This window comes from Paenibacillus hunanensis (assembly GCF_034055775.1).
Lineage (GTDB): Bacteria > Bacillota > Bacilli > Paenibacillales > Paenibacillaceae > Saccharibacillus > Saccharibacillus hunanensis.
The window spans coordinates 5,211,877-5,236,178 of sequence record NZ_CP139194.1 but is presented as its reverse complement, the minus strand read 5'-3'; the positions used below and the strand labels follow the sequence as shown (position 1 = coordinate 5,236,178).

Annotated in this window: 17 protein-coding genes; 13 read left to right on the top strand and 4 right to left on the bottom strand. The window is 48.6% G+C overall.

Annotated elements, in window-relative coordinates; all coding sequences use genetic code 11:
* Positions 1 to 163: 163 nt before the first annotated feature.
* The 3 genes from SK066_RS21310 to SK066_RS21300 all read left to right on the top strand — a co-directional run bounded on the left by SK066_RS21310 (position 164) and on the right by SK066_RS21300 (position 6,386).
* The gene (locus tag SK066_RS21310) at positions 164 to 1,438 is read left to right on the top strand and encodes an ABC transporter substrate-binding protein (protein WP_188775779.1); all 1,275 of its coding nucleotides are present in this window, start codon (positions 164 to 166) and stop codon (positions 1,436 to 1,438) included.
* 582 nt (positions 1,439 to 2,020) lie between these two features.
* Entirely contained in the window at positions 2,021 to 4,465 is a 2,445-nt protein-coding gene (locus SK066_RS21305) for a glycoside hydrolase family 31 protein (protein ID WP_320542919.1), read from the top strand.
* A 988-nt stretch (positions 4,466 to 5,453) separates the two neighbouring features.
* Complete coding sequence (locus tag SK066_RS21300; protein WP_188775777.1) at positions 5,454 to 6,386, top strand: ROK family protein; 933 nt, start codon at positions 5,454 to 5,456, stop codon at positions 6,384 to 6,386.
* 440 nt (positions 6,387 to 6,826) lie between these two features.
* On the opposite strand, the gene SK066_RS21295 is transcribed toward SK066_RS21300, so the two are convergent.
* Positions 6,827 to 7,543, bottom strand: coding sequence for a copper homeostasis protein CutC (locus SK066_RS21295; RefSeq protein ID WP_320542918.1), 717 nt, complete (start codon positions 7,541 to 7,543; stop codon positions 6,827 to 6,829).
* 476 nt (positions 7,544 to 8,019) lie between these two features.
* On the opposite strand from SK066_RS21295, the gene SK066_RS21290 reads away from it, so the two are divergent.
* From SK066_RS21290 to csaA, 4 genes are all read left to right on the top strand, one after another.
* Complete coding sequence (locus tag SK066_RS21290) at positions 8,020 to 11,154, top strand: DEAD/DEAH box helicase (RefSeq protein ID WP_320544935.1); 3,135 nt, start codon at positions 8,020 to 8,022, stop codon at positions 11,152 to 11,154.
* Positions 11,151 to 12,029, top strand: coding sequence for a hypothetical protein (locus tag SK066_RS21285; protein WP_320542917.1), 879 nt, complete (start codon positions 11,151 to 11,153; stop codon positions 12,027 to 12,029). The genes SK066_RS21290 and SK066_RS21285 overlap by 4 nt, the downstream gene beginning before the upstream one ends.
* Before the next feature lie 80 nt (positions 12,030 to 12,109).
* Positions 12,110 to 13,138 (top strand): M15 family metallopeptidase, encoded by a 1,029-nt coding sequence (locus SK066_RS21280; protein WP_320542916.1) that lies wholly within the window; start codon positions 12,110 to 12,112, stop codon positions 13,136 to 13,138.
* 58 nt (positions 13,139 to 13,196) lie between these two features.
* Positions 13,197 to 13,529 carry a chaperone CsaA gene (csaA, locus tag SK066_RS21275; RefSeq protein WP_188775774.1) on the top strand — a complete coding sequence of 111 codons (333 nt, stop codon included), beginning with the start codon at positions 13,197 to 13,199 and terminating at the stop codon, positions 13,527 to 13,529.
* 539 nt (positions 13,530 to 14,068) lie between these two features.
* On the opposite strand, the gene SK066_RS21270 is transcribed toward csaA, so the two are convergent.
* The gene (locus SK066_RS21270) at positions 14,069 to 16,153 is read right to left on the bottom strand and encodes an ATP-dependent helicase (RefSeq protein WP_320542915.1); all 2,085 of its coding nucleotides are present in this window, start codon (positions 16,151 to 16,153) and stop codon (positions 14,069 to 14,071) included.
* A gap of 294 nt (positions 16,154 to 16,447) precedes the next feature.
* Between SK066_RS21270 and SK066_RS21265 the strand changes: the two genes are divergently transcribed.
* Entirely contained in the window at positions 16,448 to 17,308 is an 861-nt protein-coding gene (locus tag SK066_RS21265) for a zinc ribbon domain-containing protein (protein ID WP_320542914.1), read from the top strand.
* Positions 17,309 to 17,609: 301 nt separating this feature from the next.
* On the top strand, positions 17,610 to 18,395 hold the full coding sequence (locus SK066_RS21260; protein ID WP_320542913.1) for a TrmB family transcriptional regulator: 786 nt from the start codon (positions 17,610 to 17,612) through the stop codon (positions 18,393 to 18,395).
* On the opposite strand, the gene SK066_RS21255 is transcribed toward SK066_RS21260, so the two are convergent.
* Complete coding sequence (locus tag SK066_RS21255; protein ID WP_320542912.1) at positions 18,379 to 19,035, bottom strand: NUDIX hydrolase; 657 nt, start codon at positions 19,033 to 19,035, stop codon at positions 18,379 to 18,381. The two genes, SK066_RS21260 and SK066_RS21255, sit on opposite strands and share 17 nt — an antisense overlap.
* A 735-nt stretch (positions 19,036 to 19,770) precedes the next feature.
* Here SK066_RS21255 and SK066_RS21250 point away from each other — a divergent pair.
* Positions 19,771 to 20,193, top strand: a complete 423-nt coding sequence (locus SK066_RS21250) for a hypothetical protein (RefSeq protein ID WP_320542911.1) — start codon at positions 19,771 to 19,773, stop codon at positions 20,191 to 20,193.
* 540 nt (positions 20,194 to 20,733) lie between these two features.
* Here the strand turns inward: SK066_RS21250 and mscL are convergent.
* Positions 20,734 to 21,216 carry a large conductance mechanosensitive channel protein MscL gene (mscL, locus tag SK066_RS21245; RefSeq protein WP_320542910.1) on the bottom strand — a complete coding sequence of 161 codons (483 nt, stop codon included), beginning with the start codon at positions 21,214 to 21,216 and terminating at the stop codon, positions 20,734 to 20,736.
* 527 nt (positions 21,217 to 21,743) lie between these two features.
* On the opposite strand from mscL, the gene SK066_RS21240 reads away from it, so the two are divergent.
* The 3 genes from SK066_RS21240 to SK066_RS21230 all read left to right on the top strand — a co-directional run bounded on the left by SK066_RS21240 (position 21,744) and on the right by SK066_RS21230 (position 24,029).
* Positions 21,744 to 22,121: a hypothetical protein gene (locus tag SK066_RS21240; protein WP_188775766.1), complete on the top strand. Its 378-nt coding sequence runs from the start codon at positions 21,744 to 21,746 to the stop codon at positions 22,119 to 22,121.
* Between the two features lie 500 nt (positions 22,122 to 22,621).
* Positions 22,622 to 23,377: a YveK family protein gene (locus tag SK066_RS21235; RefSeq protein ID WP_320542909.1), complete on the top strand. Its 756-nt coding sequence runs from the start codon at positions 22,622 to 22,624 to the stop codon at positions 23,375 to 23,377.
* On the top strand, positions 23,361 to 24,029 hold the full coding sequence (locus tag SK066_RS21230) for a CpsD/CapB family tyrosine-protein kinase (protein ID WP_320542908.1): 669 nt from the start codon (positions 23,361 to 23,363) through the stop codon (positions 24,027 to 24,029). Before SK066_RS21235 ends, SK066_RS21230 begins: the two co-directional genes overlap by 17 nt.
* The last annotated feature ends 273 nt before the right edge of the window (positions 24,030 to 24,302 follow it).

Below are 24,302 nucleotides of genomic sequence, written 5' to 3'. Positions count from 1 at the left end.
CATTAGGAACGAGTAGTGAATGAACTAGAAACCTGCATAACCATTAACGTGCGCGACTATAAAAGTATTCGCGAACTATAGCGTACAGGCAGATCAGAAGCACAGTGTACGGACAGGCAACAGGCAAATTAACAAAGAAATCTACGGACGGGAGGACCTTTGCATGAAAAAACGGTGGCTTACTCCCCTGATGTTGCTGACGATCATGGCGCTTATCGTCGCAGGCTGCGGCAATAACAACAACAGCCATATTTCATCCAGCGGGAAAAAGGTAATTCAAATTTATCAGGGTAAGGTCGAGATTGCAGATGCGCTTGCCAAGCTCAAGGTCGAATACGAAAAGCAGCACCCCGATGTGGAGCTACAAATTCAGTCCGTCGGCGGTGGTGCAGACTATGCCGCATCGCTGAAAGCCAAATTTGCCGCAGGCGATGTGCCGGATATTTTCACCAATGGTGGGGACGAGGAGCTGAATCTGTGGCAGGAGTATTTGGAGGATCTGTCCGACCAGCCTTGGGTTAGCGATCTGGTAGACGGTGCAGCCGACCAGATCAGTAAGGACGGACACATCTACGGTCAGCCGAACGGTCTGGAAGGCTACGGCTTTATTTACAATAAGGATATTTTTGAAAAAGTAGGTATCAAAGAAGTTCCAACCACAATCGATGAGCTTCGTGCTGTATGCGAAAAGCTCAAGGCAGCAGGCTACACGCCATTTTCCAACGGCTTTCAGGAGTGGTGGGTGCTGGGCAATCACAATGTAACGATTCCGTTCTCCCACCAGCCGGATCCGAACAAATTCATCGAAGAGCTGGATAACGGAACCGCACAAATTCCGGGTAACGAAAAGTTCAATGAGTGGTTGAACCTGCTCGATCTTATGGTACAGTACGGTAACCCGAACCCACTGACCACAGACTATAATACGCAGGTAACGCTGTTCGCCAACGGCAAAGCGGCGATGATGCAGCAGGGCAACTGGACACAGGTACAGATCGATGGCATCAAGCCAAACATGAATATCGGTCTCATGCCAATGCCAATCAACAATAACAAAGAAGAAAACGACCGCCTGTTCGTCCGCGTGCCAAACAACTGGGTGATCTACAAAGACTCTCCAGTAAAACAGGAAGCGAAAGAATTCCTGAACTGGCTTGTCACCTCAGACACCGGTCGTCACTACATCACCGACGAATTCAAATTCGTCCCAGCCTTCAAAAGCATCAAAACAACAGACAAGCAGCTAGGCCCCATCGGCGCCGACATCGTCCGCTACAACGATGCAGGTAAAATCCTCCCATGGATCTTCCCCAAATTCCCGATGGGACTAAGCAAAGACTACGCCAGCACCATGCAAGCCTACCTCGCCGGTGAGCTAAATCGCGAGGAGATGCTACAGCAAATGCAGGAGCAATGGGTCAATCTGCAATTGCGTTAGTAAACAAAGTACTAATAAAATAATTGCTCATCCAACGATATAAAAAGAATGCGATATATCAACAACCTTGCATAAATGACAAATGGAAATTATTTGGTTTGTATGATCTGATGCAAGTCGCACAGAACGGAGGGAAGGAAATAAGGGGTAAGGACGATATTTGAGCACGGGAATCTACATTTCTCTCCTACTCCGTAGATTCCTGTGCGATACCAGAGTCCGTCCCCTTATTCCTTCCCGGAGTGGTGCCCACTCAAAAGCACACGTCTACAAACTCAATAGTACCATTCTCAAACCCAGCCGGATGATCTATCAAAAGTGGATCATCCGGCTTTCACATGAATGTACAAACAGTTATTGTGCAAACGTTAGCACAAATGCTATAATGCATCCTATCAAGGAGAAATTTTTCTCTATCGGCAGATTGAAGGCAGGGCAGACGGCTTATATACATTTTATACTTAATAGCCGCTCTACTCCTGAACAGACCCTTCACCAGGACCCATTCACCGTACGATCATCCAGGCGGCTTGCCCCAATCTGTGCCTTATTTCAAAATACCAGCCATGGAGGGAAAAACTAATGATGGAAGATACAAGCGAAGCGATACACCCCGACAAAGCCGACGCCCCGGTCATACAAGAGGTCTGGAACACATTCGGACAGCTACGCGACTGGCGCGAATATGATGGCGCTTACTTGTGCCACGGTCAAAAGGCAGGGGCTGCGCTGGTGTTTTTTTCACCAACAGAGTTTCGTTTTAAGGTGTTTGGCGAGGGTGTCATTGATCTGACTACAACGATTGCTGTCCTGCCACCGAAGGAAATTTTTAAGCCGGAGATTGAAGACAATGAACAGCAACTGAGCTTTCTAACAGGAGAGCTGACGGTTTCTATTGATAAACAAACGTTTGCACTAACGGTTACGAATAAAGAAGGCATTGAGGTGGCTCGTCAGGAGACATTGAGCTGGAGCCCGCGTGGTGCAACCAGTGCGTTATTTAATATGCAGGAGGACTCGCACTTTTATGGACTGGGCGAGAAGTCGAGCTTTCTGGACAAGCGCGGTGAGCGGTACACGATGTGGAATACGGATGTGTATGCACCGCATATGCCAGAGATTGAGGCGCTGTACGAATCTATTCCGCTGTTGATTCATATGCATAGCGGCATCAACTACGGTGTGTTCCTTGATAACCCGGGACGCTCGGAATTCGATATGCGTTCGCATGGTGTGGCGTATACGATTGGTTGTATGACTGGCGCGTACGATATTTATTTTATCTATGGCCCGGAGCTGAAGGATGTGGTGAGTCGTTATACTGCGCTGACGGGACGGATTACTTTACCGCCCAAATGGTCGCTCGGTTATCATCAGTCCCGTTATAGCTACATGAACCAGACTGAAGTGATGGAGCTAGCGCGTAATTTCCGCGATAAACAAATTCCTTGCGATGTGATCTATCTGGATATTCACTATATGGATGAGTATCGTGTATTTACGTTTGATAAAATTCGTTTCCCTGATCCGAAGGGCATGATTGCGGAGCTGCGTGAGATGGGTATTCGCATCGTACCGATCGTCGATCCAGGCGTGAAAAAAGACCCGAAATACAAAATCTACCGCGAAGGTGTGCAGGAGGAGCATTTCTGCCGCCGTCTGGAGGGCGATATTTATTTTGGTGATGTATGGCCGGGAACGAGTGCATTTCCTGACTTTACCGAGACCCGTACCGCTAAATGGTGGGGCGATCAGCACGAATTCTATACCTCGCTCGGTATCGATGGCATCTGGAATGATATGAACGAGCCAGCGGTATTTAATACGCTGAAAACGATGGACCCGGATGTGATGCATCTGAACGATGGCGATCCGGTGACCCATGAGGAAATCCATAATCTATACGGTATGCTGATGTCACGTGCGACCTATGAAGGCATGAAGAGTCATATGAATGGACGACGTCCCTTTGTTCTGACACGCGCGGGTTATTCCGGTATTCAGCGCTATGCGGCGATCTGGACAGGCGATAATCGTAGCTTCTGGGAGCATATGGCGATGGCGATTCCGATGGTGCTGAATATGGGGCTGTCCGGTCTACCATTTGCTGGCCCGGATATCGGCGGATTCGCCTATCATACATCGGCACAGCTACTTGTACGCTGGACGCAAATGGGTGTATTTTTCCCGTATTGTCGTAACCACTCGGCACTGGGCACGACGCGTCAGGAGCCGTGGTCGTTCGGTGAAGAGGTCGAAGAGATTGTACGCGAATATATCAGCCTGCGTTATCGCTGGATGCCGCACCTGTACAATCTATTCTATGAATCGTCGCAGACAGGAATGCCGATCATGCGCCCGTTACTGCTAGAGTATCCAAATGATCCAAAGGTGACCAATCTGTGCGACCAGTTCCTCTTTGGCCCGGATGTGATCATTGCGCCGGTGTATCGTCCAGATACGGATTACCGTGCGGTCTACCTGCCAGAAGGCGTATGGCACGATTACTGGACGGGCGAGAAGCATGAGGGTGGACGTACCATTCTGGCGGATGCGCCGCTGGATGTGCTGCCGATCTATGTACGTGCAGGGGCAATTGTTGCCGAGGGTGCGTTGCATCAATATAGCGATGATCATGAAAGCGATGATGTGGTCACCTTCCATGTGTATGGTGCAGAAGCGAAGCCAGACTTCCGTGCAGAGTATACGCTGTATGAGGATGATGGCGAGACGTTTGCCTATGAAAGTGGCAAGACGTCCAAGCTGTACATCCGTGCGCAAGGGCAAGAGGATGCACTGCGTCTGACGATCCATTATATCGAGGATGCGTATGTAGCGAAGCGTCAGCATCTGCGCTTTACACTGCGTCAGCCGGGCTTTGCACCGTCTGCGATTGAGCAGCTGGAGCGTATTTCGCTGGATGAGCTGGCTGAAGGTGGTATTGGCTGGAGTCTGGATGAGAGCAGTGGAGATATTTTGATCCAGATCGAGGATCGGAAGCTGGATGAGCTGGTGCTGAAGGTATAAGTGTAGGTGAATGATGTAAGATGAAATATGTAGGATAGCACATTGAATGATGGTGCTTCGTTGAATGTAATGTAAAGTGCAATTGGAAAGCCCGCCTATAGAGCGGGCTTTTTGATATGTGCGTGTAAGGAGGGTGATAAATAGCTGTTCGACTATGGAGTAATGGATTGGATATACAAGAGTAGATATATCAAGATGAGATGTAAAAGCTACTTATGATGCTATTGAGTATAGGTGCAGCTATAGTATGGCTAGATCGGAAGCGCTGATTTTTGGAGCGAATCAAGCCGCTAGTACTCAAGCTAGGATGAATAAAAGCTACTTATTTGCTGCGAATGGTAGTGGTTAGATTGTATAAGCTGATCGCTAATGCAACAAGCGTAATCGCTAGCGTCACGTATTCGAGCATCGGAACACCTCCTTATCGAAATTTAAATACGTTAACATAGATGGGCTTAGTGGCTAGGCGTTGTAGATTTAGACTTTTTAAGGAGATTTGAATATTTTGCTAGAAAATAGCTTTTAAACGTGAGGTTGAATGGGTATAATGATGTTAGGGAGAGGGGGATTCAATCCCCCTCAGATGTAACTAGCTTTGGGTCTTCGAGCGCTTGCGACGCTTGGAGACCTTTTTCTTTGGGCTGTAGATTAACTTTCCATACAACGTCATCGCTGCAATGGCTAAATTAATCAGCGCTGTCAGAAGTGTAAGCATAGTATCACCTCCTAACGTTTTAACTATATAATAATTACTTATATAAGTCATTAATGATTCTACAAAAATATAAAAATGTTACCTATTTAGCACAAGTAAAGCCGTGATCTCGACGGACAAGTTGTCACCCATCACATAAATCGTGCTATGATCCGTGCTGAATAAGTAAATACCTGACATGGTATAATCTTTTCGTAGTAAAACATCGATAACATGATAGTGGGCAGATCAACGTACGACACATATTACCTTGCATTCATGGAGATGATCGACATGCAATCATGCTGGATTGGAATAGATATAGGCGGTACTGCAATTAAGGGTGCATTGGTGAACGAGCACGGGCAGATGATTGAACGAATGGAGCTGCCTACTCGTGCAGAGCAGGGAGCCGAATATATTCTCGGACGTGTGCTGTATATTGCGAATGAGTTGAAAAGTATCGTATATGACAATGTGAAACGTTCTTTTATTACGGTACATGGGATTGGCATCGGTTCGGCTGGACGCATTGATCGTGAAACAGGAGCCGTATTGGAAGCAACCGATAATTTGCCTGGCTGGAAAGGGTTACGTCTAGCGGAAAAGGTATCGGAGGCGACAGGCTTGCCTGTATACGCGGTAAATGATGCACATGCGGCAGCAGCAGGTGAGGATTGGATCGGTGCTGCACGCACGATTCAGTCATGGATTATGCTGACGATCGGCACGGGCATCGGTGGTGCGCTGGTACATTATGGTGAGATTATTTCCGGTCAGTATGGCGGTGCAGGCGAGTTAGGGCATATGATTTTACATCCAGGAGGGTTGCCGTGCAATTGCGGTAAGCGTGGCTGTGTGGAGCAGTATGTATCCGGTACAGCACTGAATCGACTGGCGCGTGAGTATCATCCAGATTGGACATCTCGCAGTCTGCTGGAAGCAGCCAAGCGTGGAGATACAGGTGCGCATTATCTTTTGGATAACTGGTTGAATGATCTGGCGAATACGATCATTAATCTGGATCAGATTTTCGATCCGCAGGCGATTATTATTGGCGGAGGCATTATTGTTACACGTGAAACATGGTGGACGCGACTCATTCAGCGTATTGATGAGCTGGGCGGTTATCCGGTTCGTCTGGAGCCAGCGATGCTGGGTAATCAAGCAGGAATGGTGGGTGCTGCACGAATTGCGATGCAGCGTCATGCTCTGTTGTTCGGCTAAACTGGCGAGCAATAGAGCAGCCGTTCCGCTGATGTGCGTGGTCTATTTCTATACATAGGGAATATACTGATGCTCAGTGTGTTATTGTCTGGAATCGATCCGGTGAAAATGATCTGTAGTTATCGGGATGGAGCTATATCGGATGGCGTGAGCAGTAGCGGATAGTAGGCGCAATAGAATGAGCACCACTTGTCTATAGAGCTTCATTATAAAGGAGTTACTTGCTGGACTGGGGTTACTTACGTTATCTCATGTCGCATACATACTTAATATCACACACATACTAACGGCACAGTTACTCCGAAGTGAATGGAGTAGCTGTGCCGCTTTATTTTAGAGATACATACTATTTAGAGATACATACTACAATCCGCAATATACATTCGGTGCATCCTGTAGAGCGTATTCAGCTTATTTATTATTCAGATATAGCATATGGCTTAGTTAACACAAGCATCTAGAATTCTCCGTGCCTGTTGAATCCGTTCGGCATCCAGTGGAAGCTGAATATTTCCCTGCTGACGCACAGCACTGCCTAGATGCACCTCGCGTACTCCTGTCTGACGTACAAAGCTCTCCAGCGTATCCAGTGTGAGTCCTGCGCCTGCAATCAAGGATAGCGAATGCTGCTCTGCTGCTCGAATCAGTGCAGGGAATGCCTCCACTGCTTCCAATACAGATGGTCGTCCGCCGGAAGTCAGAATGCGCGTGATCGTGCTGTATTTGCCAAGCAGCTCAATACTTTGATTTAGATCGTGCACCTCGTCGATTGCACGATGAAACGTAATCTGTAGATCATCTCGTTCTTCACTGGCAGCAGCGAGCATACGCTGTAATGCTACTTCGTCGATATGTCCATTTCCATCCAGTACACCAAGCACCAGCGCTGCCACACCACTGCGGGCAAAATAGCGAATATCGCGCAGCATACTCCCTTGCTCTGCTTCATCATACCTAAAGCTCCGACTATGCGGACGAATCATCGCATGAACTGGGATGTTAAGCTCTGACACGATCTGCTCTACCATGCCCAGACTCGGGGTCAGTCCGCCTTCTCCCTGTGCACAGATCAGCTCAATCCGATCTGCACCAGCAGCCTCAGCGATGTGGGCATCCTCCGGTGTAGTTGCAATGACTTCAAGCAGGATTCGATTCATCGTGTGCTCTCCTTTGACATAAAATAAATACTCTATCTTTAAAATTCATTATATCGCATCTTTGGCTACATATTTGTGAATACAGATGAAGCGACTGTTCCAGCCTCCTATATCTCCTTTGTATACACGACATAATGGGAGAGACAGGCAGGTCTGACCCAGTGCGAGGATAAACTTTTAAATCATAAAATTGCAGATTTCAAGAAGAATTTTGTCAAAATATACGTATGGATGGCACAGAAACCGCGTAATTAAACGGGTTTATAACTAAAGGAGGGATGGCATTTTTCGAGAACCAATCTTATAATAGATAAGATACCTGTACTGGGTGAAGGCATGGTTCGTGCCCAGACAGGAGAAGTAACAGAGGACCGACAAAAGCTTGTTTTCAAGTCATGAAAGGGATACCCTGTGATGAACTTAAACACCAAATACAACGATCGCAAAGATTTGACCGAGATGGACGGGAGACGATGATGGATCAACCGTTATATGGAATATGGATTGGAGACGTATTTTTCTGTTTTTCCGGTGAAATGTCGGAGCCGAAGGTAGACGCATGGATGAAGGTGATGCGGCGATTGCAATTGCCAGCGGGTATTCGCCCGTTTGCGCAATCTGGTTTGCGTCTGGCAGAGCTCAAGTCCGGGCCGGTAAATGGCAACACGCCTACGACACGCGAGCCTATCGTACGACGCGCCGGGCGCAATAAGCGGCTACCGGGTCGCATGGTGGAGGGGCTGGCTCTCTCCGCAGAGCAGGCATATGATTTACTGCTCGCATGGGATGAACAGGCGATTACAGCTCAGGGCATCAAGCCTGGCGGTGAGATGGTCTACTGGCAAACGGTCGCACGCTTTGCACGTAAGCTGCTGCGCGATGGCAAAATTGTACCGGATAGCCGCATCGTAGCAGGCACCGGACGACGCAGTGCGCAGGCATCGCTCTATGGCGTATGGAAGCCACTACTCGTCGGTGAAGATCGCGAGATATTTGCCAAGCTAGCCGAAGCGATTCCGATGATCGGTTTATCGGCGCTGTCCTTATTTGCTTCATCGGAGCCGCCTGTCGCTTCACGCGCACGTGCCGAGGTGCTGCATTCCTTCCTCGTGGCGATGATGGATGCCGAAATACGGCGTATGCTGCGTGATGCTGGCTATGGAAAGTTCCGCATGTATCAGGCCAACTATCGCCGCGGCACTTCACCGCAGGCACATCTATGGTGGAATACTTTATATGATGCATCTAGTGAACTGGCAGTGCAGGGAACGGCTGAGGATATGGCGGTATTGGAGCAGGATATTCGCGTACACAGTCATGCCGAAGTGCCTGTACCCGAAGCAGGTACTGTTAGCAGCACAGCAGGTGAGCTATCGCTTGTTGTACGTTTGGAGCCGCCACAGGAGCAGGGGGCAGCAGGGATGCAGGAATGGCGAATGAGCTTCTGGGCAGGCGACGAGTCTGATCCAGCAGTGCTGCTTCCGGCTGCGCTGCTATGGCGTCATGAAGACGAGGATCTGATGGTACGCGGACGCACCTACCAGCATGTACAGCGCTCGATGCTGTCCCAGCTTGGACAGGCAGCAGAGTGCTCACCGATCGTGCGTTATTGGATCGACCATTCGCATCCGGTCGGTGGCACGCTGGAAGCGGCAGATGTATATGCCTTTTTGAAAAATGATGTACCGCGTCTGCGTAAGGCAGGCATTATCGTACAGATTCCTTCGCGCTGGACGCGTGAAGGCAAACGCCGTACCGGGCTGAAGCTCAAGGTGAAAACGTCACAGCTTCATGAAAAGCGCAGTCCGAATGAGTCGGCACGACTTGGCATGGAGCAGATGGTTTCCTTTGAACCAGAAGCGGTACTGGATGGCAGAACACTCAGCTCAGCCGAGCTTGCTGAGATTGTAAAAAATGGTGTTCCGCTTATTCAGCTGGATGGCGGCTGGGTCGAGGTTGATCTGAATGAGATCAAGCAGGTGCTGCGCTTTATTCGTCGACATGAGGAAGGCGAGATTTCGTTTAACGAGCTGATGCATATTTATGCCGAAGAGCAGGATGCGTTATGGAATGGTCTGCATATTTTCGAGATCGAGACGAATCCGCTGCTGAGTAGCCTCATGGAAGGTAGCGCATGGCGTGAACTGTCTAAGCGCGAGGTGCCGGAAGGGCTGCATGGTACACTGCGCCCGTATCAGGAACGCGGCTTCCAATGGCTGGCGACGATGCGCGATCTAGGCTTTGGCGCATGTCTTGCCGATGATATGGGACTCGGTAAAACGGTACAGGTGATCACCTGTATGCTGGATCAACCTGTGACGGCACCGCGTCTGATCGTATGCCCAACCTCGCTCCTCGGCAACTGGCAGCGCGAGCTGGAGCGTTTTGCTCCCGATATGCAAATGTATATTCACCATGGTAGCCGTCGCCCACGCGGAGAAGAGTTTATCGCTGAGGCGAAGGCACATGATATCGTGCTTACGACTTACCATCTTGCAGGTCGAGATGGCGAGGATCTACGACAGGTCGAATGGTCTTCGATCGTGCTGGATGAAGCACAATATATTAAAAACTACCGTACCAAGCAGGCGCAAAGTGTCATGAAGCTGAACGCGCCGCATCGGATCGCGATGACCGGTACACCGGTAGAAAATCGTCTGAGTGAGCTATGGTCGATTTTCCAATTCCTGAATCCAGGTTATCTGGGGACATCGTCTGCATTCCGGCAAACGTACAATACCGCGATGGGACCCGAAGCAGAAGGGCGTCTATCCATGCTACGCAAGCTGGTCGCGCCATTCATGCTACGTCGTCTTAAAAGCGACCCGGATATCCGTCGTGATCTGCCAGATAAGATCGAGCTGAAATCGTATTGCTACATGACGGTCGAGCAGGCGAGTATGTACCAGAGTGTCGTATCCGATATGCTGGGCAAAATGAGTAATAGTGAAGGTATTACGCGCAAAGGGATCGTGCTATCATCACTGACCAAGCTGAAGCAAATCTGTGACCACCCGTATCTGATCGGCACGTCAGGCAAGCAAGATACCGGCAAGCAGGAACGCTCCGGTAAAATGGCACGTCTGATCGAGCTGCTGGATATGATTCGAGATAGCGGCGAGGCTGCACTCGTATTTACTCAGTATGTGGAGATGGGTGAGCTATTAACGGCTCGTCTCGGCAGACATTATGGGCAGGAGCCATTTTTCCTGCATGGCGGTGTGAGCAAGGCGAGTCGGGATGAGATGATCGGTCTATTCCAGCAGGGAGAAGGCCCACCAATCTTCGTCCTGTCGCTCAAGGCAGGCGGTGTTGGACTGAACCTGACGCGTGCGAACCATGTTATTCACTATGACCGCTGGTGGAATCCGGCGGTAGAGAATCAGGCGACCGACCGTGTATTCCGCATCGGACAGCAGCGTAATGTGCAGGTGCACAAGCTGATCTGTCAGGGGACGCTGGAAGAACGAATCGATGAATTAATCGAAAGTAAGAAGACACTTGCCGAGCAGGTCGTGGGCGCAGGTGAACAATGGCTTACTGAAATGTCGGATGAAGAGCTGAAGCAGCTCGTTTCATTACAGGCGGCAGAATGGGGGACGGAAGAATGAGTAAGGAGCAATGGACGATGCAGGATTGGAAGATCGCTCCTGGCATTATTCAGGCGACCGTTCGCCCCTCTGCTGGCGCAGATCATCAGAAGCTGACCGTTCATATTACCGCACCAGAGCCACAGCAATTGCAGCTGATGCTGGAAAAGCTAAGCCTGTCCGCATTGCTCGTCGAGCTGTTGCTGCGTACGGAGTCACCTACACGTTCGAGTAAAAATCACTCGTCTACACAGCGGCTGTCGATATGGAATCTTCAATTAGCAGATAGTGAGGATGAGGACGAAGCACCTGCGGCAGAGCGATTGCTGGCATGCACACCGTATGCGAGTGAGCCGCTGGAGCAGTGGCTCACTCGGCTCGATGATGCAAAGGTGCAGGATGAAGCGGGATTGTTTATACTAAAAGAGACGCATGAGCGGTTAAAGGAGCAACCGCTGCTTGCCTGGCAACTCGCTGGACTGGAGCGTGAGCAGCTACAGGAGCGCATCTGGAAGCTATGGCGTGGCGATATGCTGATTGCACCGGAGTCCACTTCGGAGGAACTGGATGAAGTTGGCGATGAAAGTGTACTGTCAGATGAGCCGAGTCTCGGTAGCTTGCTCGCTGAATCAGCAGCAGCTGGAACGCTTCATCAGGTTGGAGAGCTACTGGCTGATGTGCAAGCGTATCTGGAGCAGGATGAGCCCGCATGGGAGATCCCGGTGAGCAAAGCTCCAGTATTCGGAGCGAGCGAGGAAGAGCAGCAGGAATTGCCCGATCTGTCCGATCTATTGCCGGAGATTCCGGCAGCACCGAACGGCTATGAAGAGATTCGACGCCGAATCGCGGAGCGGACAAGGCAGCGTCATGCAGCCGCCCGGCGCGGCAAAACCTAATGTTAACGTTGCAGAGCCGGAGTGTTTTATCGCCGGCTCTATTTATTTCCAGTCAACGTGACTAACAAAGGAGACCACTAATGAACAAATCAACGTCTTGGAAATGGGCAGTTCCGGCAGGCATTCTGATGTCGGGTATGATCTTTGCCGGCTGCGCGGGAAACGCACAGAACGACACGGGTGCAGCTGCACAGCAAGGTAGCACAACCGAAAGTACGCAGACAGGCAGTACAGGTGCTACCGATAATACGGGCACGACAGACAATACGAACGGTTCGGAGCAAGCGACAGATAACAGTCAGACCTCCGGTAGCCAGAGTGATTCGTCTGCATCGAGTAGCGAATCGAGCGGACAGAACAACACTGGCAACAATGATAGCACGAGTAGTGAAAATGCGAATACAGACAGTAGCGATACGACGAATACCTCCGCTACTAGTGGCGATGCTTCCAGTCTGCTGCAAATCCGCGAGAAGAGCTCTCTGCAATCCACGATCTCCGAAAAGGGCGGTAAAATGGTCGTGAACGATCCCGAATCAATCACCGTTATCGTCAACAAAAAACGCTCTTTGCCAGACGGTTATATTCCACCGGATCTGGTCGTTCCTAACGTAGCCTTTTCCTACAGCGGCGTACTGGAAAAGAGCCATATGCGTAAGGAAGCTGCCGCAGCATTAGAACAGCTATTTGCAGCATCGAAAAAGGACGGTCTGGATCTGCGTGCAGTGTCTGGCTACCGTTCCTATAAGCGTCAGGTCGCGATCTACAAAAATAACGTCGCTACTAAAGGTCAGGAATATACCGACCGCGTAAGCGCACGTCCAGGTACGAGTGAACACCAGACCGGTCTTGCCATCGACGTATCTGGCCCGGGCATCGGCTACGGACTGGAACAAAGCTTTGGCGCAACTAAGGAAGGCAAATGGCTGAAGGAGCATGCTCCGGAATACGGATTTGTGATCCGTTACACCGAAAATGGCGAATCCAGCACGGGCTACACATGGGAGCCATGGCATATCCGCTACATCGGCAAGGCACTGGCAGAAGATGTGACCAGCAAAGGCATGACGCTGGAGCAATATTTTGATGAGAAAAATATCAAGTCCTAATTAATCCTAGTAGCTCAGCTACACGCCTTTATGTACAACGCGAAAGGGGAATCCAGACATGGCAACGATTGAAGATTTTCACAAGCTAGACCTGCGTACCGGCACCATCATCCACGCCGAAGTGTTTGAAAAAGCAAGAGTACCTGCTATCAAGCTAGAGATCGACTTCGGCGAGCAACTGGGCATCAAACGCTCCAGCGCCCAGATCACCAAGCGCTACACACCAGAACAGCTCATCGGACGCCAGATCATCGCCATCGTCAACTTCCCCCCACGCCGTATCGCAGGCTTCGACTCCGAAGTCCTCGTCCTCGGCGGCGTCCCTGGCGAAGGCGATGTTGTATTGCTGCAAGCAGATGAACAACTGCCAAACGGCACGCCCATTGCCTGAGCTATAAACGATAACAAGTCATAAGAATTACAAAGCGTCCATGTAAAATAAACGCTTCTGAGTTGTAATAGCCCATTAAGTCGGAAGAGTTGGAATAATCTTTACACTTATCAAAAGAGCCTGACAGCATCAACGGAATGAATCTCCGATACTGTCAGGCTCTTTTTATTAAAAGGTGCTTGTTAGATAAAGCTGTAAAAGCAAGTGAAGACATGCTTATAGTTTATTAATAATCAAGCATTTCAATCAGTACATCATCTACCGAAAAATGAAATCTACAAGGTAAAGCGAATCACTGTTGTAACAATTGTCTTGTATCTAAATCTTTACTAAAAAAATCCTGCAACCACCTGCGCAAAATTGTCCATGCTGCATAAGAACGGAACGAAGGGAAGGAAATAAGGGGAAAGGACGACTTTTGAGCACGGGAATCTACAACTTTTTCCTACTACGTAGATTCCTGTGCGAGACGGGAGTCCGTTCCCTTATTCCTTACCGGAGTGATTGAAGCAAGCAACTATAATTTGCACCAATCCAAATCATTTGCCCCGAAACGCCTCCACCAAAAACCTCGACGGCGGCACCGTTTTCCCATGGTGCATCGCCGGCGACGACACATACAGCTCATGCTTCGCCCGTGTCACCGCAACATAAGCAATCCGCCGTTCTTCCTCGAGTGCCGCCTGCATTAGCTTCCCATCGGGATCAGCACCACTCACACCCTGACCCGCCTTCACATCCTCAGGCGCTTCATCCTGCAACGCTGCCTTATGCGGCAAAATACCTTCCGAAGCTCCCAGCAAATACACACACGGAAACTCCAGCCCTTTCGCTCGGTGTACCGTCATCAGATGAATGCCCTGCGGATCGGCTTGCTTCATCAGCTCCATCATCTGTTCACGCTTGATCGTCAGCTCATCGGCAAAGGTAACCATTTCCTCTACCGTTGAAAATTTACCAGCCGCGCTTTCCAGCTCATCCAGCGTTTCACGAATCGTATCCTTATGACGGGTAGCAGGCCCGCTAAAGTCTGCACTGGCGAACTTATCGTAAAACACTCTGCGAATCTCACGAATCGCATACAGCGGCTTGAGCTCACGCAGCTTTTTCAAAAATACGATCCGTTCCTTCACCTGCTGACGCTGGAAGGTTTGCAGGCGCTCCCAGTGATACAGGTGAATCAGTGGATACTTTTTCGCCTGCTTTTGCTCCTGACTCATTATATAATCCATGCCCGTATCGCGCGAAATGTACAGCGGCCCGATCACGCCAGGTAAAGCTTCCATCCGGCGCGGATTGACCGCCAGCCTTAAATGATCCATGACCGGACGAATGAGTGAATGATCATAAAACACCGGCGCTTCTCCATACTGAATAAATGGAATATCCTCCATCAGCAGACGCTCGGCAATCGCACGCGTTCCGCTGACTGTACGATGCAAAATCGCAATATCGCCCAGTGCATAGCCATCCTCTTGCTGCTGACGGAGTCGCTTCACAATCCAATCGGCTTCTTCATCCGCATGGGCGGGACGCAGATAACGTGGACTTTGTCCTTCAGTGACCCCAGCTTGCAGCGTCTTCGCATGACGTGCCTCATTATGAGCAATCAGCTTCACACCAAGCCCCAGAATCTGTGGATGGCTGCGATAATTAATATCCAGCGCAATAATGCGTGTGCCCGGATAGCGCTTTGGAAAATCCAGGATATACTCCTGACGCGCCCCATTAAAGGAGTAGATCGTCTGATCATCGTCACCCACAACCATCAGATTGCGATGCTGCTGGGCTAATTTGTCCACCATACCGTATTGCAGGCGGTTCGTATCCTGAAATTCATCCACCATAATATATTGAAAACGCTGCTGTAGCGTAGCGAGCAGCCCTTCATTTTCTAATAGCTGCTCAGTGCGCAGTAAAATATCGTCAAAGTCGATCCGGTTATAATTACGTTTCCATTCCTCATAGCGACAGAGCAGAGCACAGCGATCACGTTCCTCCGGGGTATCCTTAGGCAGATCCTCTGCCGTTTTGCCTTCCAGCTTGATCGCAGATAGCATGGCGAGTAGCGTTTCTGGCGGAGTCGTGCTGGTTGAGTTGATTTCGCGTCGCAGACGCTGGATGACACCATGCTGCGCACGGGTATCCCCGAAGATGTCCTCGGTCAATTGACCGTAACGACGTAGCAGCAACAAGCCGAATGCATGGAATGTTCGTGCTTCAATGGCTTTGGCAGTCCGAGCGTTCACACCGGGTAGCGCAGCAATCCGGCTTTTCATCTCGGCGGCAGCCTTGGTCGTAAAGGTAACGAGCAGAATCTGCTTCGGATCGACCTTGCGCACGGATAATAGATAACCGGTTCGTGCTGTCAGCACCGTCGTTTTGCCACAGCCCGCACCGGCTAGTGTGAGCAGCGGGCCATCTCCATGTCGAACGGCTTCAATCTGAGGGGCATTGAGCAGAATGCCCTGCTTCTCCAAGGCACGGAAGAAAAAAGCGTCCTCCATGCTGTCCGGTACGAGCGTGACACTCGTGTCGGATGGAGCGATGGCAGCGGCAGGTAATGTAGTATGCAGGGCGACCCCCTGTGGTCGTAGGGAGTCTTTCATTATGGTGTCTTTCAAAAGGGATCTTCCTTTCCTTGCTATTCGCAGCGTCTCATAAGGCGAGATGAAGCGGGTTTATGCCCGTTTTTTTTAACTGAGCGAAAATTTTGTTATGATAGGGTTACAAGCCGTTTTGATTGAGGGTATATTCGTTATAACCGATTACTTTTATACATATCCTTCTATTATAATGGATGTATACTCTTTGAGTAATCCCCCAATAGAGCGCTTGTTGTGATTGGTAACGGGATAGTGACCGCTGCACAGCGAAAATGTAGCAGCCGTCCGTGGAATTAGAGGAGGAGAATAGTCATGAATATCTTACAACGGCTAAAGAGCGGTGCTGGTAAAGCAACCGAGCGAGCGCAAAATGCGGTAGAGGTCAATCGGATGAATGGACATATCGTGGACATTGAGCGCGAAATTGGCGTACATTATATGCGTATGGGCGAGGTATTCTATGAAGGCTATCGTGCAGGGGATATGTCGATTGCCGAGGAAGAGATGACCGAGCTGTGCAAGGCGTGCGATCTGCTGAATGAAGAGATCGAAGAGATTCGTACGCGCATTGCTATTTTGAAAAATGAACGTATTTGCGAATGTGGTACGGTGGTGGCACTGGATGCTAACTTCTGCCCGAATTGCGGACGCAAAATGGAAAAGCTCGCCACGCCACGTAGCGAGCGTGAAGCGACGGATGAGCGCGAAGCTTCGTACGAGAGTGGGCTGGATGCACTGGTATCATCGCCACGTCGTGATGAGCAGGAGCTCGATCTGTCTGAGCTGACAGGTGAAGAAACGGAGCAGCGCCGCGCAGAGCGTTTACGTGAAGATCAGGAGCGCCAGGATGAGCTCGATCGTCTGGTACGTGCATGGAAGCAGGATCTGGGCATTCCTTTGGAGGAAGAGCAAGAAGATACAGCTCAAGCAGCCAAGTCAGCTTCTTCTACTAGCCAGACGGCTACGCCAGCGCCAACAGCGTCTTCCCCATCATTAACGAAAACGCCGGAGGCAACTGCTTCGGAGGGTGATACCCTGCTGGCAACCGAGCCAGTGGAAGCACCGGAACCGGAAACGGTAGATCCCGGTACATTTAACTGTCAGGTATGCGGCAAAGCACTGCCTAAAGGCTCCAAATGGTGTCCAAGCTGCGGAACCGAACAGGTCGTTTAATTCCTTATTGAATGTGGGGATCGCACTGCCTTTGTAGCGGAATTCACGCGTGCGGTGATGATAATAGCATTTCTCCATACCAACGCTTACTTATTTTATACACACATCATGAATCACATACGAACCAGGCAACAGCAGGCTGATCACTACCTACCGATCAGCCTGCTGCTGTCTATATACATAATGTATCGCGGATCAGTCGAAGCATTGGCGAATGGAACGTGTTCCAGCCTATTCTTGTTCACGCCCGCTTGAGCTTGTCTGCCGGGCATCAAAATGACTGCAAAGGACGGTATGCCTGATGGAACAACTGCTTCAGCATTTGCGTAATCTTGGATTTACCGAGCTCGAATCAAAGGTCATGGTCTGTCTGGCACAGCAATCTACACAGTCGGGATACGAGGTGGCCAAGCGGCTTGGCGTGTCGCGCTCTAACGTATATGCGACATTACAGCGTTTACTCACACGTGGCGTTGTACAACTTACACCTGGTGAACCAGCAAGGTACAGCATGCTTCCGGTGAAGGAGCTTACTCGTATGATCGCAGGGCAGATTGATGCGTCATTGTCGTATTTGGAACAGGCAATGCCGAGTAGTCGCGAAGAAAGCCCTTCGTTTCATATGGTAGAGGGAGAGCGTAATGTGATCGAGCTGATCAATCGGGAGCTGGATAAAGCGGGCGAGGAGATCGTCGCTGGAATCTGGCGTGAGGAAGCGGCATGGTTTCGACAAAAATTAGAAAATGCCGAGCAGCGCGGCGTTCGAGTATTATGGTCGTTCGAGGGTCTGGAGGAGGATGGGCATCCGGGGATTCGTCTACTCAAGGGAGGGATCAGCGGACGCAAATTCTGGATGGTCATCGACCGTCACTGGTGCATTGTCGGGATGCGCGGCGATGGTATTCCTGCGCAGGCACTTGTTACCGAGCATCCGCTGATGGCTGAGCTGCTATTGCAGCATTTTTCCCAGGAGATTATTTTATATGAAATGGAAAATGATCTAGGCCAGGAGCTAATCCGGCGTTATGGACAGGGCTATACGCGCATTTTGGATCGCTATTTGCCCGGTATTATTCCAGCGGACTGAGTTGCTGTAGCAAGGTGCAGGTTTTCTCATAATAGCCAGGTGACTGTGGAACAAACTGTTCTACGGTAACCTCGACGTGTACATAGGGTGGATCGCCGGCAGGTGCTTCTGCTGACTGACCATATATACCCGTTGCGGTTACAGAGGCTCGTTCCCCGTGGAACATTTCCAGCATTTGCGAGAGCGGAGCTTCAAATACACCTGCCACCTCGTCCGCTTGCAGCTCATATTGCTGCAACGTGAGTGGACTGCATGCTCCAAACACACTACTTACCTCACGATCAATCAACGTTCCAGAGGGACTTTCAAACTCCCATCCATCGCGCGTAATGAAGAGTGGTGTGAGCTGATCGAAGCGAAGCGGTACACCTAGCTCTTCCTCCAACTCACGTACCGCCTGCTCTACCGTCTCACCTGCGAGTAAATGTCCAGCAGCGGTGATGTCGTATAGATCGGGAAATGTATCTTTATTATGCTGGCGCTGTTGAAAAACGAGCATACGACCTGCTTCGGTATCGCGTACAAGCCAGCAGTGAAAGGTATGATGCCAGTGTCCAACACGATGCACCTCTGAGCGCGGACATACACCGATATGATGATCCTGTTCGTCGTAAATATCTAGTAGTTCGTGATCTGCCATGATTAGGGGTCACATCCTTGTCATTAAATTTGTGCTGAGTGGGGCACCGCTCGGGCAAGGAATAAGGGGACGGACTCGGTGGAGCCGCGGGAATCTTTTGAATTTGGATAGAATGAAGATTCCCGCCCCTCCAAAGTCGTCCTTTCCCCTTATTTCCTTGCCCTCGCTCTGTGCGTGTCGCAGCATTTTGAAGTACAAGTACAAGTACAAGTACAAGTACAAGTACAAGTGTTACGCTTTAAAATGTGAAGCTTTACTTTTGAAGCACGAATTGTAGCATATAAACGTACTACTTTAATATGGATTAGTATCTTGAACGGCTTAAATGTAAAATTCGGTCTATTCCATTTTATAAGAAATATAGCTGCTCATACAGTAACTTCATCATTCTGTACAATATCAGGATTCGTCTTTAAAGCAGTTCAGGTATTAGAGCATGTGTACAAACGCGTATGGATGTGAGTCACAGGGAACGGAGGAAAGGAAATAAGGAAGCTCATTTCTTTATTCTTTTCCGTTTACCAGAGTGGTGTCTGTTTCCTGAATAATGCATTTGTCTGTGTATTAACTGCTCTAAGCTTGCATGGATATGTACTATTATAATAGAAGAAAAATTGTGAATATTTTTTAAACTAAATAAAAAATAATCTGTGCAAAGTTAAATATCTTACATCTTTTTAATCTAGTTTCTTCTATTATAATAGTGAGCCGTGAAATGGGTGAGAAGCGGTTGAAATGATCTGGCATCGCGTAAGTATGAACGTCATGTATGCTCATCATTATATCGAGATTAAAACGGTGCCGCCACTACAGCATACCATACCCTACAATAGAGAAAGGTTGGAGAGCCAAATGGAATGTATCGTAAAGTTTGATGTGGTTCACGAACAGGAGACCAAGTCGCTACGAGGACTTATTTTTGTAAACGAAGATGAGCTTCCAAATGTAAATCAATTGACCGAGATGTTAACTGATATGAAGTATGAAGTAAAAGCCGACCCATCTGATCCGATGCGTTACAACCCTGTAAATCCGCAAGCGGACTACCAATATATCCACATTCGTGAGCTGGATACAGGTGATAAGACATATAAGGAAGACCGGGACTTAAAGAATATCGTATCGAATCTTCTTCCCAGCCAAAACCGCCCGATCTAACCTCAGCCTGGACTCTGGCAGGATAAAAATGAGCATACAGTACTTGATCGTATCCAATAAAGCGCCTTGACCGAGCATTTCATGCTCACAAGGCGTTTTGTTTTGCATATTTACGTAATGCTTAGAATGGCGTGCATATTACGAGGAGGAGAGCTACCCGAGTAAGGGGGATGTAAAGTCAGTCGTATCATATAAAGGATTAAAGTGTGAGGAATAGCGAAGTGTTGAAGATGCTTCGAAAAAGAGTATGGATGGGGAAAGCATGGAAGTATATCATTGGTCAGAAGTAGAAGTAGAAGTAGAAGTAGAAGTAGAAGTAGAAGTAGAAGTAGAAGTAGACAGCGTAGTTACATAGAAATGAAGGATCGGGTTGAAGGTAAAATAGAAGGAGCAGGAGTATACATAATACAGCGCTACCTGCTACCTTCATTTTTAACGAATCCTACATGTGCAAAACATATACAAACCTAATCTCCAAAAGAAAAAGGACTGCCCATCAAGGCAGTCCCTCTTCTTTTATCTTTTACTGTCCCTATCCCATCACACGGTCGGCGCAGCCGTATCCAGCTGAGATGTGCAATGTGGGCAACGTGTTGCTTTGATCGATACTTCATTCGTGCAATACGGGCATGCACGCGTTGTTTTCTCTGGCGCTGGCTTCGCGTGTTCTTTGCGCTTGAGCATATTGATACCTTTCACCAGCAAGAATACGCACAACGCAACGATCAGGAAGTCGATTACGTTGTTAATAAACTGCCCGTATGCGATGACCGCGGCGCCTGCTTGCTGAGCTTCAGCGAGCGAGACGAAGTGCTTCGCATTGCTTCCTGTTAATTCATCCAGATTGATGAACAGATCGGCGAAGTTGACGCCGCCGAGCAGCTTCCCGACAGGGGGCATAATGATGTCATTTACCAGGGAAGTAACAATTTTACCAAATGCTGCACCGATGATAACCCCGACAGCGAGGTCGATAACGTTGCCGCGAACGGCAAATTCCTTAAATTCTTTCACTAATCCCATAGTTCTTAGCTCCTTTTTATTCAAAAATGGATAGTTTTGCTACATTTCGTAGTAAAAAATGTCGTATTGGCTGATTTGGAACTTTGGACATATCAGCAGGCAGATTTCATTTTAACATATTTGCTAAATTAAGTATGAATTCCTGCTTCCTTTTCAAGCAAGATTCATGAGGTGAAAGAATTGTAAACGGATACACGTAATAGTAACAAATAATTAACCAACGTAATTAACAAATTTAACCAGTTTCAAACTTTAAATAGTGTTTAAATTACCAAGTAAACTGTAAACAGGGTGAGAACTAGACGGAAAGACCTGTAAATTTCTGAAAATAAAAAAAGGCTGAGTCTAAAGGGATAGAATACGACATTTTGTATTCCTTAATGCCCAAAACCAAAGATATATAAAGTCGAAAATTAAAAAAATAAAGTTTTATTTTTAGACTAGCATTCGACATGATTTTCAGATAACCTAAATTATAATTTATTCAAAACGAATAAGAGCCAACTGGATCATAGGAGGGAATTGATGTGAGAAATCAGCAAGTCCTTAATCAAGCATGGATCGAAAAGAAGAATGAGGTGAAGACATTCTTCCACCGTCTTTCCACCGATCCAGCACTACAAGACAGCAAAACTTGCAAATCGAATGGACATCTGGCAGACTGGTTGTCGTTGGCCCGTTACCCGTTGAATCAGGAAATATCGTATCAGCAGGGGATTTATCAAGATAAAATGTATCGTCCAATTTCAGAACAGAGCGCGAAGAGCATCAATGTGGCGTTGTTGATTGATATGATTTTCGAGAAAATGGGCATTCAAGGAAATGTAGATGATCTCATGAACCATATCAACAATGGAGGAACATTGGAAGGATTCATGACAGCAGAGGATAACCAATCTTCGTAAAAATGGTAAATGAAACCATTTTCGCAAGTGAAGGTGGTTTACAAAGCTTTCATCAGGCAGTATAATGAGCGCATAAGTTATTCAAAACGAATAACTATTAAGGACGGGAACAGAGTTCATCCCACAACTGCATAGCGAAATATGGAATATGGATGTAAGAAGCAATGTACGTAGCTTTGTAACAGTCATCATATACAGAACGGCAATCTCTCTTGGTCTGACATTGAAGTGAACGCCGTTATTTTCTATTCTTAACATGTTACAAATTTGTAATTTAATAATGACAGAATGTAACTAATACACGTACATGTTGATTTTGAAGCCGGAAAGGAGAATGCAAACCGGATATGCGGGCCACATCAGCAAACACAGCATGACGAAGCAGACAGCTTGCTTGGACAGCGTAGTGTTGGCGAACTTCGAAGTGAAAGATAGAGAGGTTCAATGAAACGTGGTTGTTAGGTAAGAACAACATCTTAACAGTTACTGGAGGAGACATAGTGGAGATTAAACAGTATCTGAATATCATCAAGAAGCGCCTCTGGCTCATTATGTTGATCGTCGTTGTGATTACGGCTGCAACGGCTGCGTACGCGTTTATGACGAATGCGCCCAAGTATACAGCCACGGCGAAGCTGGTGGTAAACAGTACGCCAAAATCGTCAGATGGCAACACAGGTAATCAGCTGGATCTGGGAACGATCAATTCCAACATTCAACTGATCAAGACGTATCAGGAGATTATCAAAACGCCAGCGATTATGAATAAGGTCGTTCAGGATCATCCAGAGCTTGGACTGAATGCAACGCAGCTCATCAATATGGTGAGTGTAAGCTCAGTTAACGAAACGCAGGTCATGTCGCTCACTGTAACCGATGGCTCGTATGAGCGTGCTGCGAAGACGGTCAATGCGATTGCCAAGGTGTTCCAGAGTGAAGTGCCTCAGATTATGAATCTGGATAATATCATTGTGCTGGATCAGGCTGACCCGGCTGCTGGAGGCGTTCCAATCGGTAACAGTCCAATTTTGTTCGTACTGATTGCCCTGATCCTATCGGTTGTGATTGGTATCGCGGTAGCCTTCCTGCTGGAATACATGGATGACTCGATTAAGACGGAGGAAGACATTCGCGATGTGCTTGGGCTTCCAGTGCTTGGCGTGATCGCTAAGATGACCGAGGACGATATGACCGCGAAGGAACATGTACCTGCAAAGCCTTTGGTAGGAGGTGGAGAACGTGCCAACCACACTTAAATGGCCGCTCATTACAAAGCAGAATCCGAAGTCGCTCATCGCTGAGTCGTATAAGGGACTGCGTACGAATATCGATTTCTCCCGTCTGGATGCACGTGTCAAAAGCGTACTCGTCACCTCGGCGGCGCTTGGTGAGGGCAAGAGTACCACGGTCGCGAACCTCGCGATTGCTTATGCCGAAACAGGACGTAGCGTGCTGATCGTCGATGGCGATCTGCGTAATCCAGCGATGCATCGCATTTTCAACCTGTCGAATGAAAAAGGGCTATCCAACGTGCTGTTCAACACAGCCGATCTGGAAAAGAATATTCAGCCGAGTCGTACAATGAACCTGAGCGTACTCACGTCAGGTCCTGTACCACCGAATCCATCCGAGATTGTAGGCTCACCTCAGATGGCAGCATTGATGGACGAAGTCAAGTCACAATATGATCTCGTTATTCTTGATACACCACCGATTCTTCCATTTACGGATGCACAGGTAGCGACCACGCTTTGCGATGGCGTTGTGCTGGTGATCAAGTCCGGTGGCGAGAGTCGTAAGGATATTACGAAGGCGATCACCAGTCTGGAATTTGTAGGCGCCCGTATTCTGGGTGCCGTGCTGAATCAGGCGAGTCGCAAAACGTTGTCTGCGGCCTATCACGATTAGTCGCAAGCCGCAACAATATGACAGTAGATGTTACGGTCAGTATGATTAGCAAATGATGATTTACCCTGCACGAAGCACGGCGTATAGCGGTGGTTCGGCAGGTTCGATAGCACAGAATACAGGCCAAGCTTGGGGTAATGCCTCCTGCACCCATATCACTGGAGACACTCGGTCATGCTGTGGGCTGCACATGCAGCCTTAGACGTACATCGTCAAAGGCATGAAGATGAGGACGGGTTGAAGGCCCGGTAACGGCTTTTACCAGCGCTGCTT

Excerpts from the sequence above, each read along its gene's own strand:
- SK066_RS21280 (WP_320542916.1), top strand. The coding sequence starts at position 12,110 with ATGAACAAATCAACGTCTTGGAAATGGGCAGTTCCGGCAGGCATTCTG.
- SK066_RS21305 (WP_320542919.1), top strand. The coding sequence starts at position 2,021 with ATGATGGAAGATACAAGCGAAGCGATACACCCCGACAAAGCCGACGCC.
- mscL (WP_320542910.1), bottom strand. The coding sequence starts at position 21,216 with ATGGGATTAGTGAAAGAATTTAAGGAATTTGCCGTTCGCGGCAACGTT.
- SK066_RS21250 (WP_320542911.1), top strand. The coding sequence starts at position 19,771 with ATGATCTGGCATCGCGTAAGTATGAACGTCATGTATGCTCATCATTAT.
- SK066_RS21300 (WP_188775777.1), top strand. The coding sequence starts at position 5,454 with ATGCAATCATGCTGGATTGGAATAGATATAGGCGGTACTGCAATTAAG.
- SK066_RS21285 (WP_320542917.1), top strand. The coding sequence starts at position 11,151 with ATGAGTAAGGAGCAATGGACGATGCAGGATTGGAAGATCGCTCCTGGC.
- SK066_RS21290 (WP_320544935.1), top strand. The coding sequence starts at position 8,020 with ATGGATCAACCGTTATATGGAATATGGATTGGAGACGTATTTTTCTGT.
- SK066_RS21295 (WP_320542918.1), bottom strand. The coding sequence starts at position 7,543 with ATGAATCGAATCCTGCTTGAAGTCATTGCAACTACACCGGAGGATGCC.
- SK066_RS21310 (WP_188775779.1), top strand. The coding sequence starts at position 164 with ATGAAAAAACGGTGGCTTACTCCCCTGATGTTGCTGACGATCATGGCG.
- csaA (WP_188775774.1), top strand. The coding sequence starts at position 13,197 with ATGGCAACGATTGAAGATTTTCACAAGCTAGACCTGCGTACCGGCACC.
- SK066_RS21265 (WP_320542914.1), top strand. The coding sequence starts at position 16,448 with ATGAATATCTTACAACGGCTAAAGAGCGGTGCTGGTAAAGCAACCGAG.
- SK066_RS21260 (WP_320542913.1), top strand. The coding sequence starts at position 17,610 with ATGGAACAACTGCTTCAGCATTTGCGTAATCTTGGATTTACCGAGCTC.
- SK066_RS21255 (WP_320542912.1), bottom strand. The coding sequence starts at position 19,035 with ATGGCAGATCACGAACTACTAGATATTTACGACGAACAGGATCATCAT.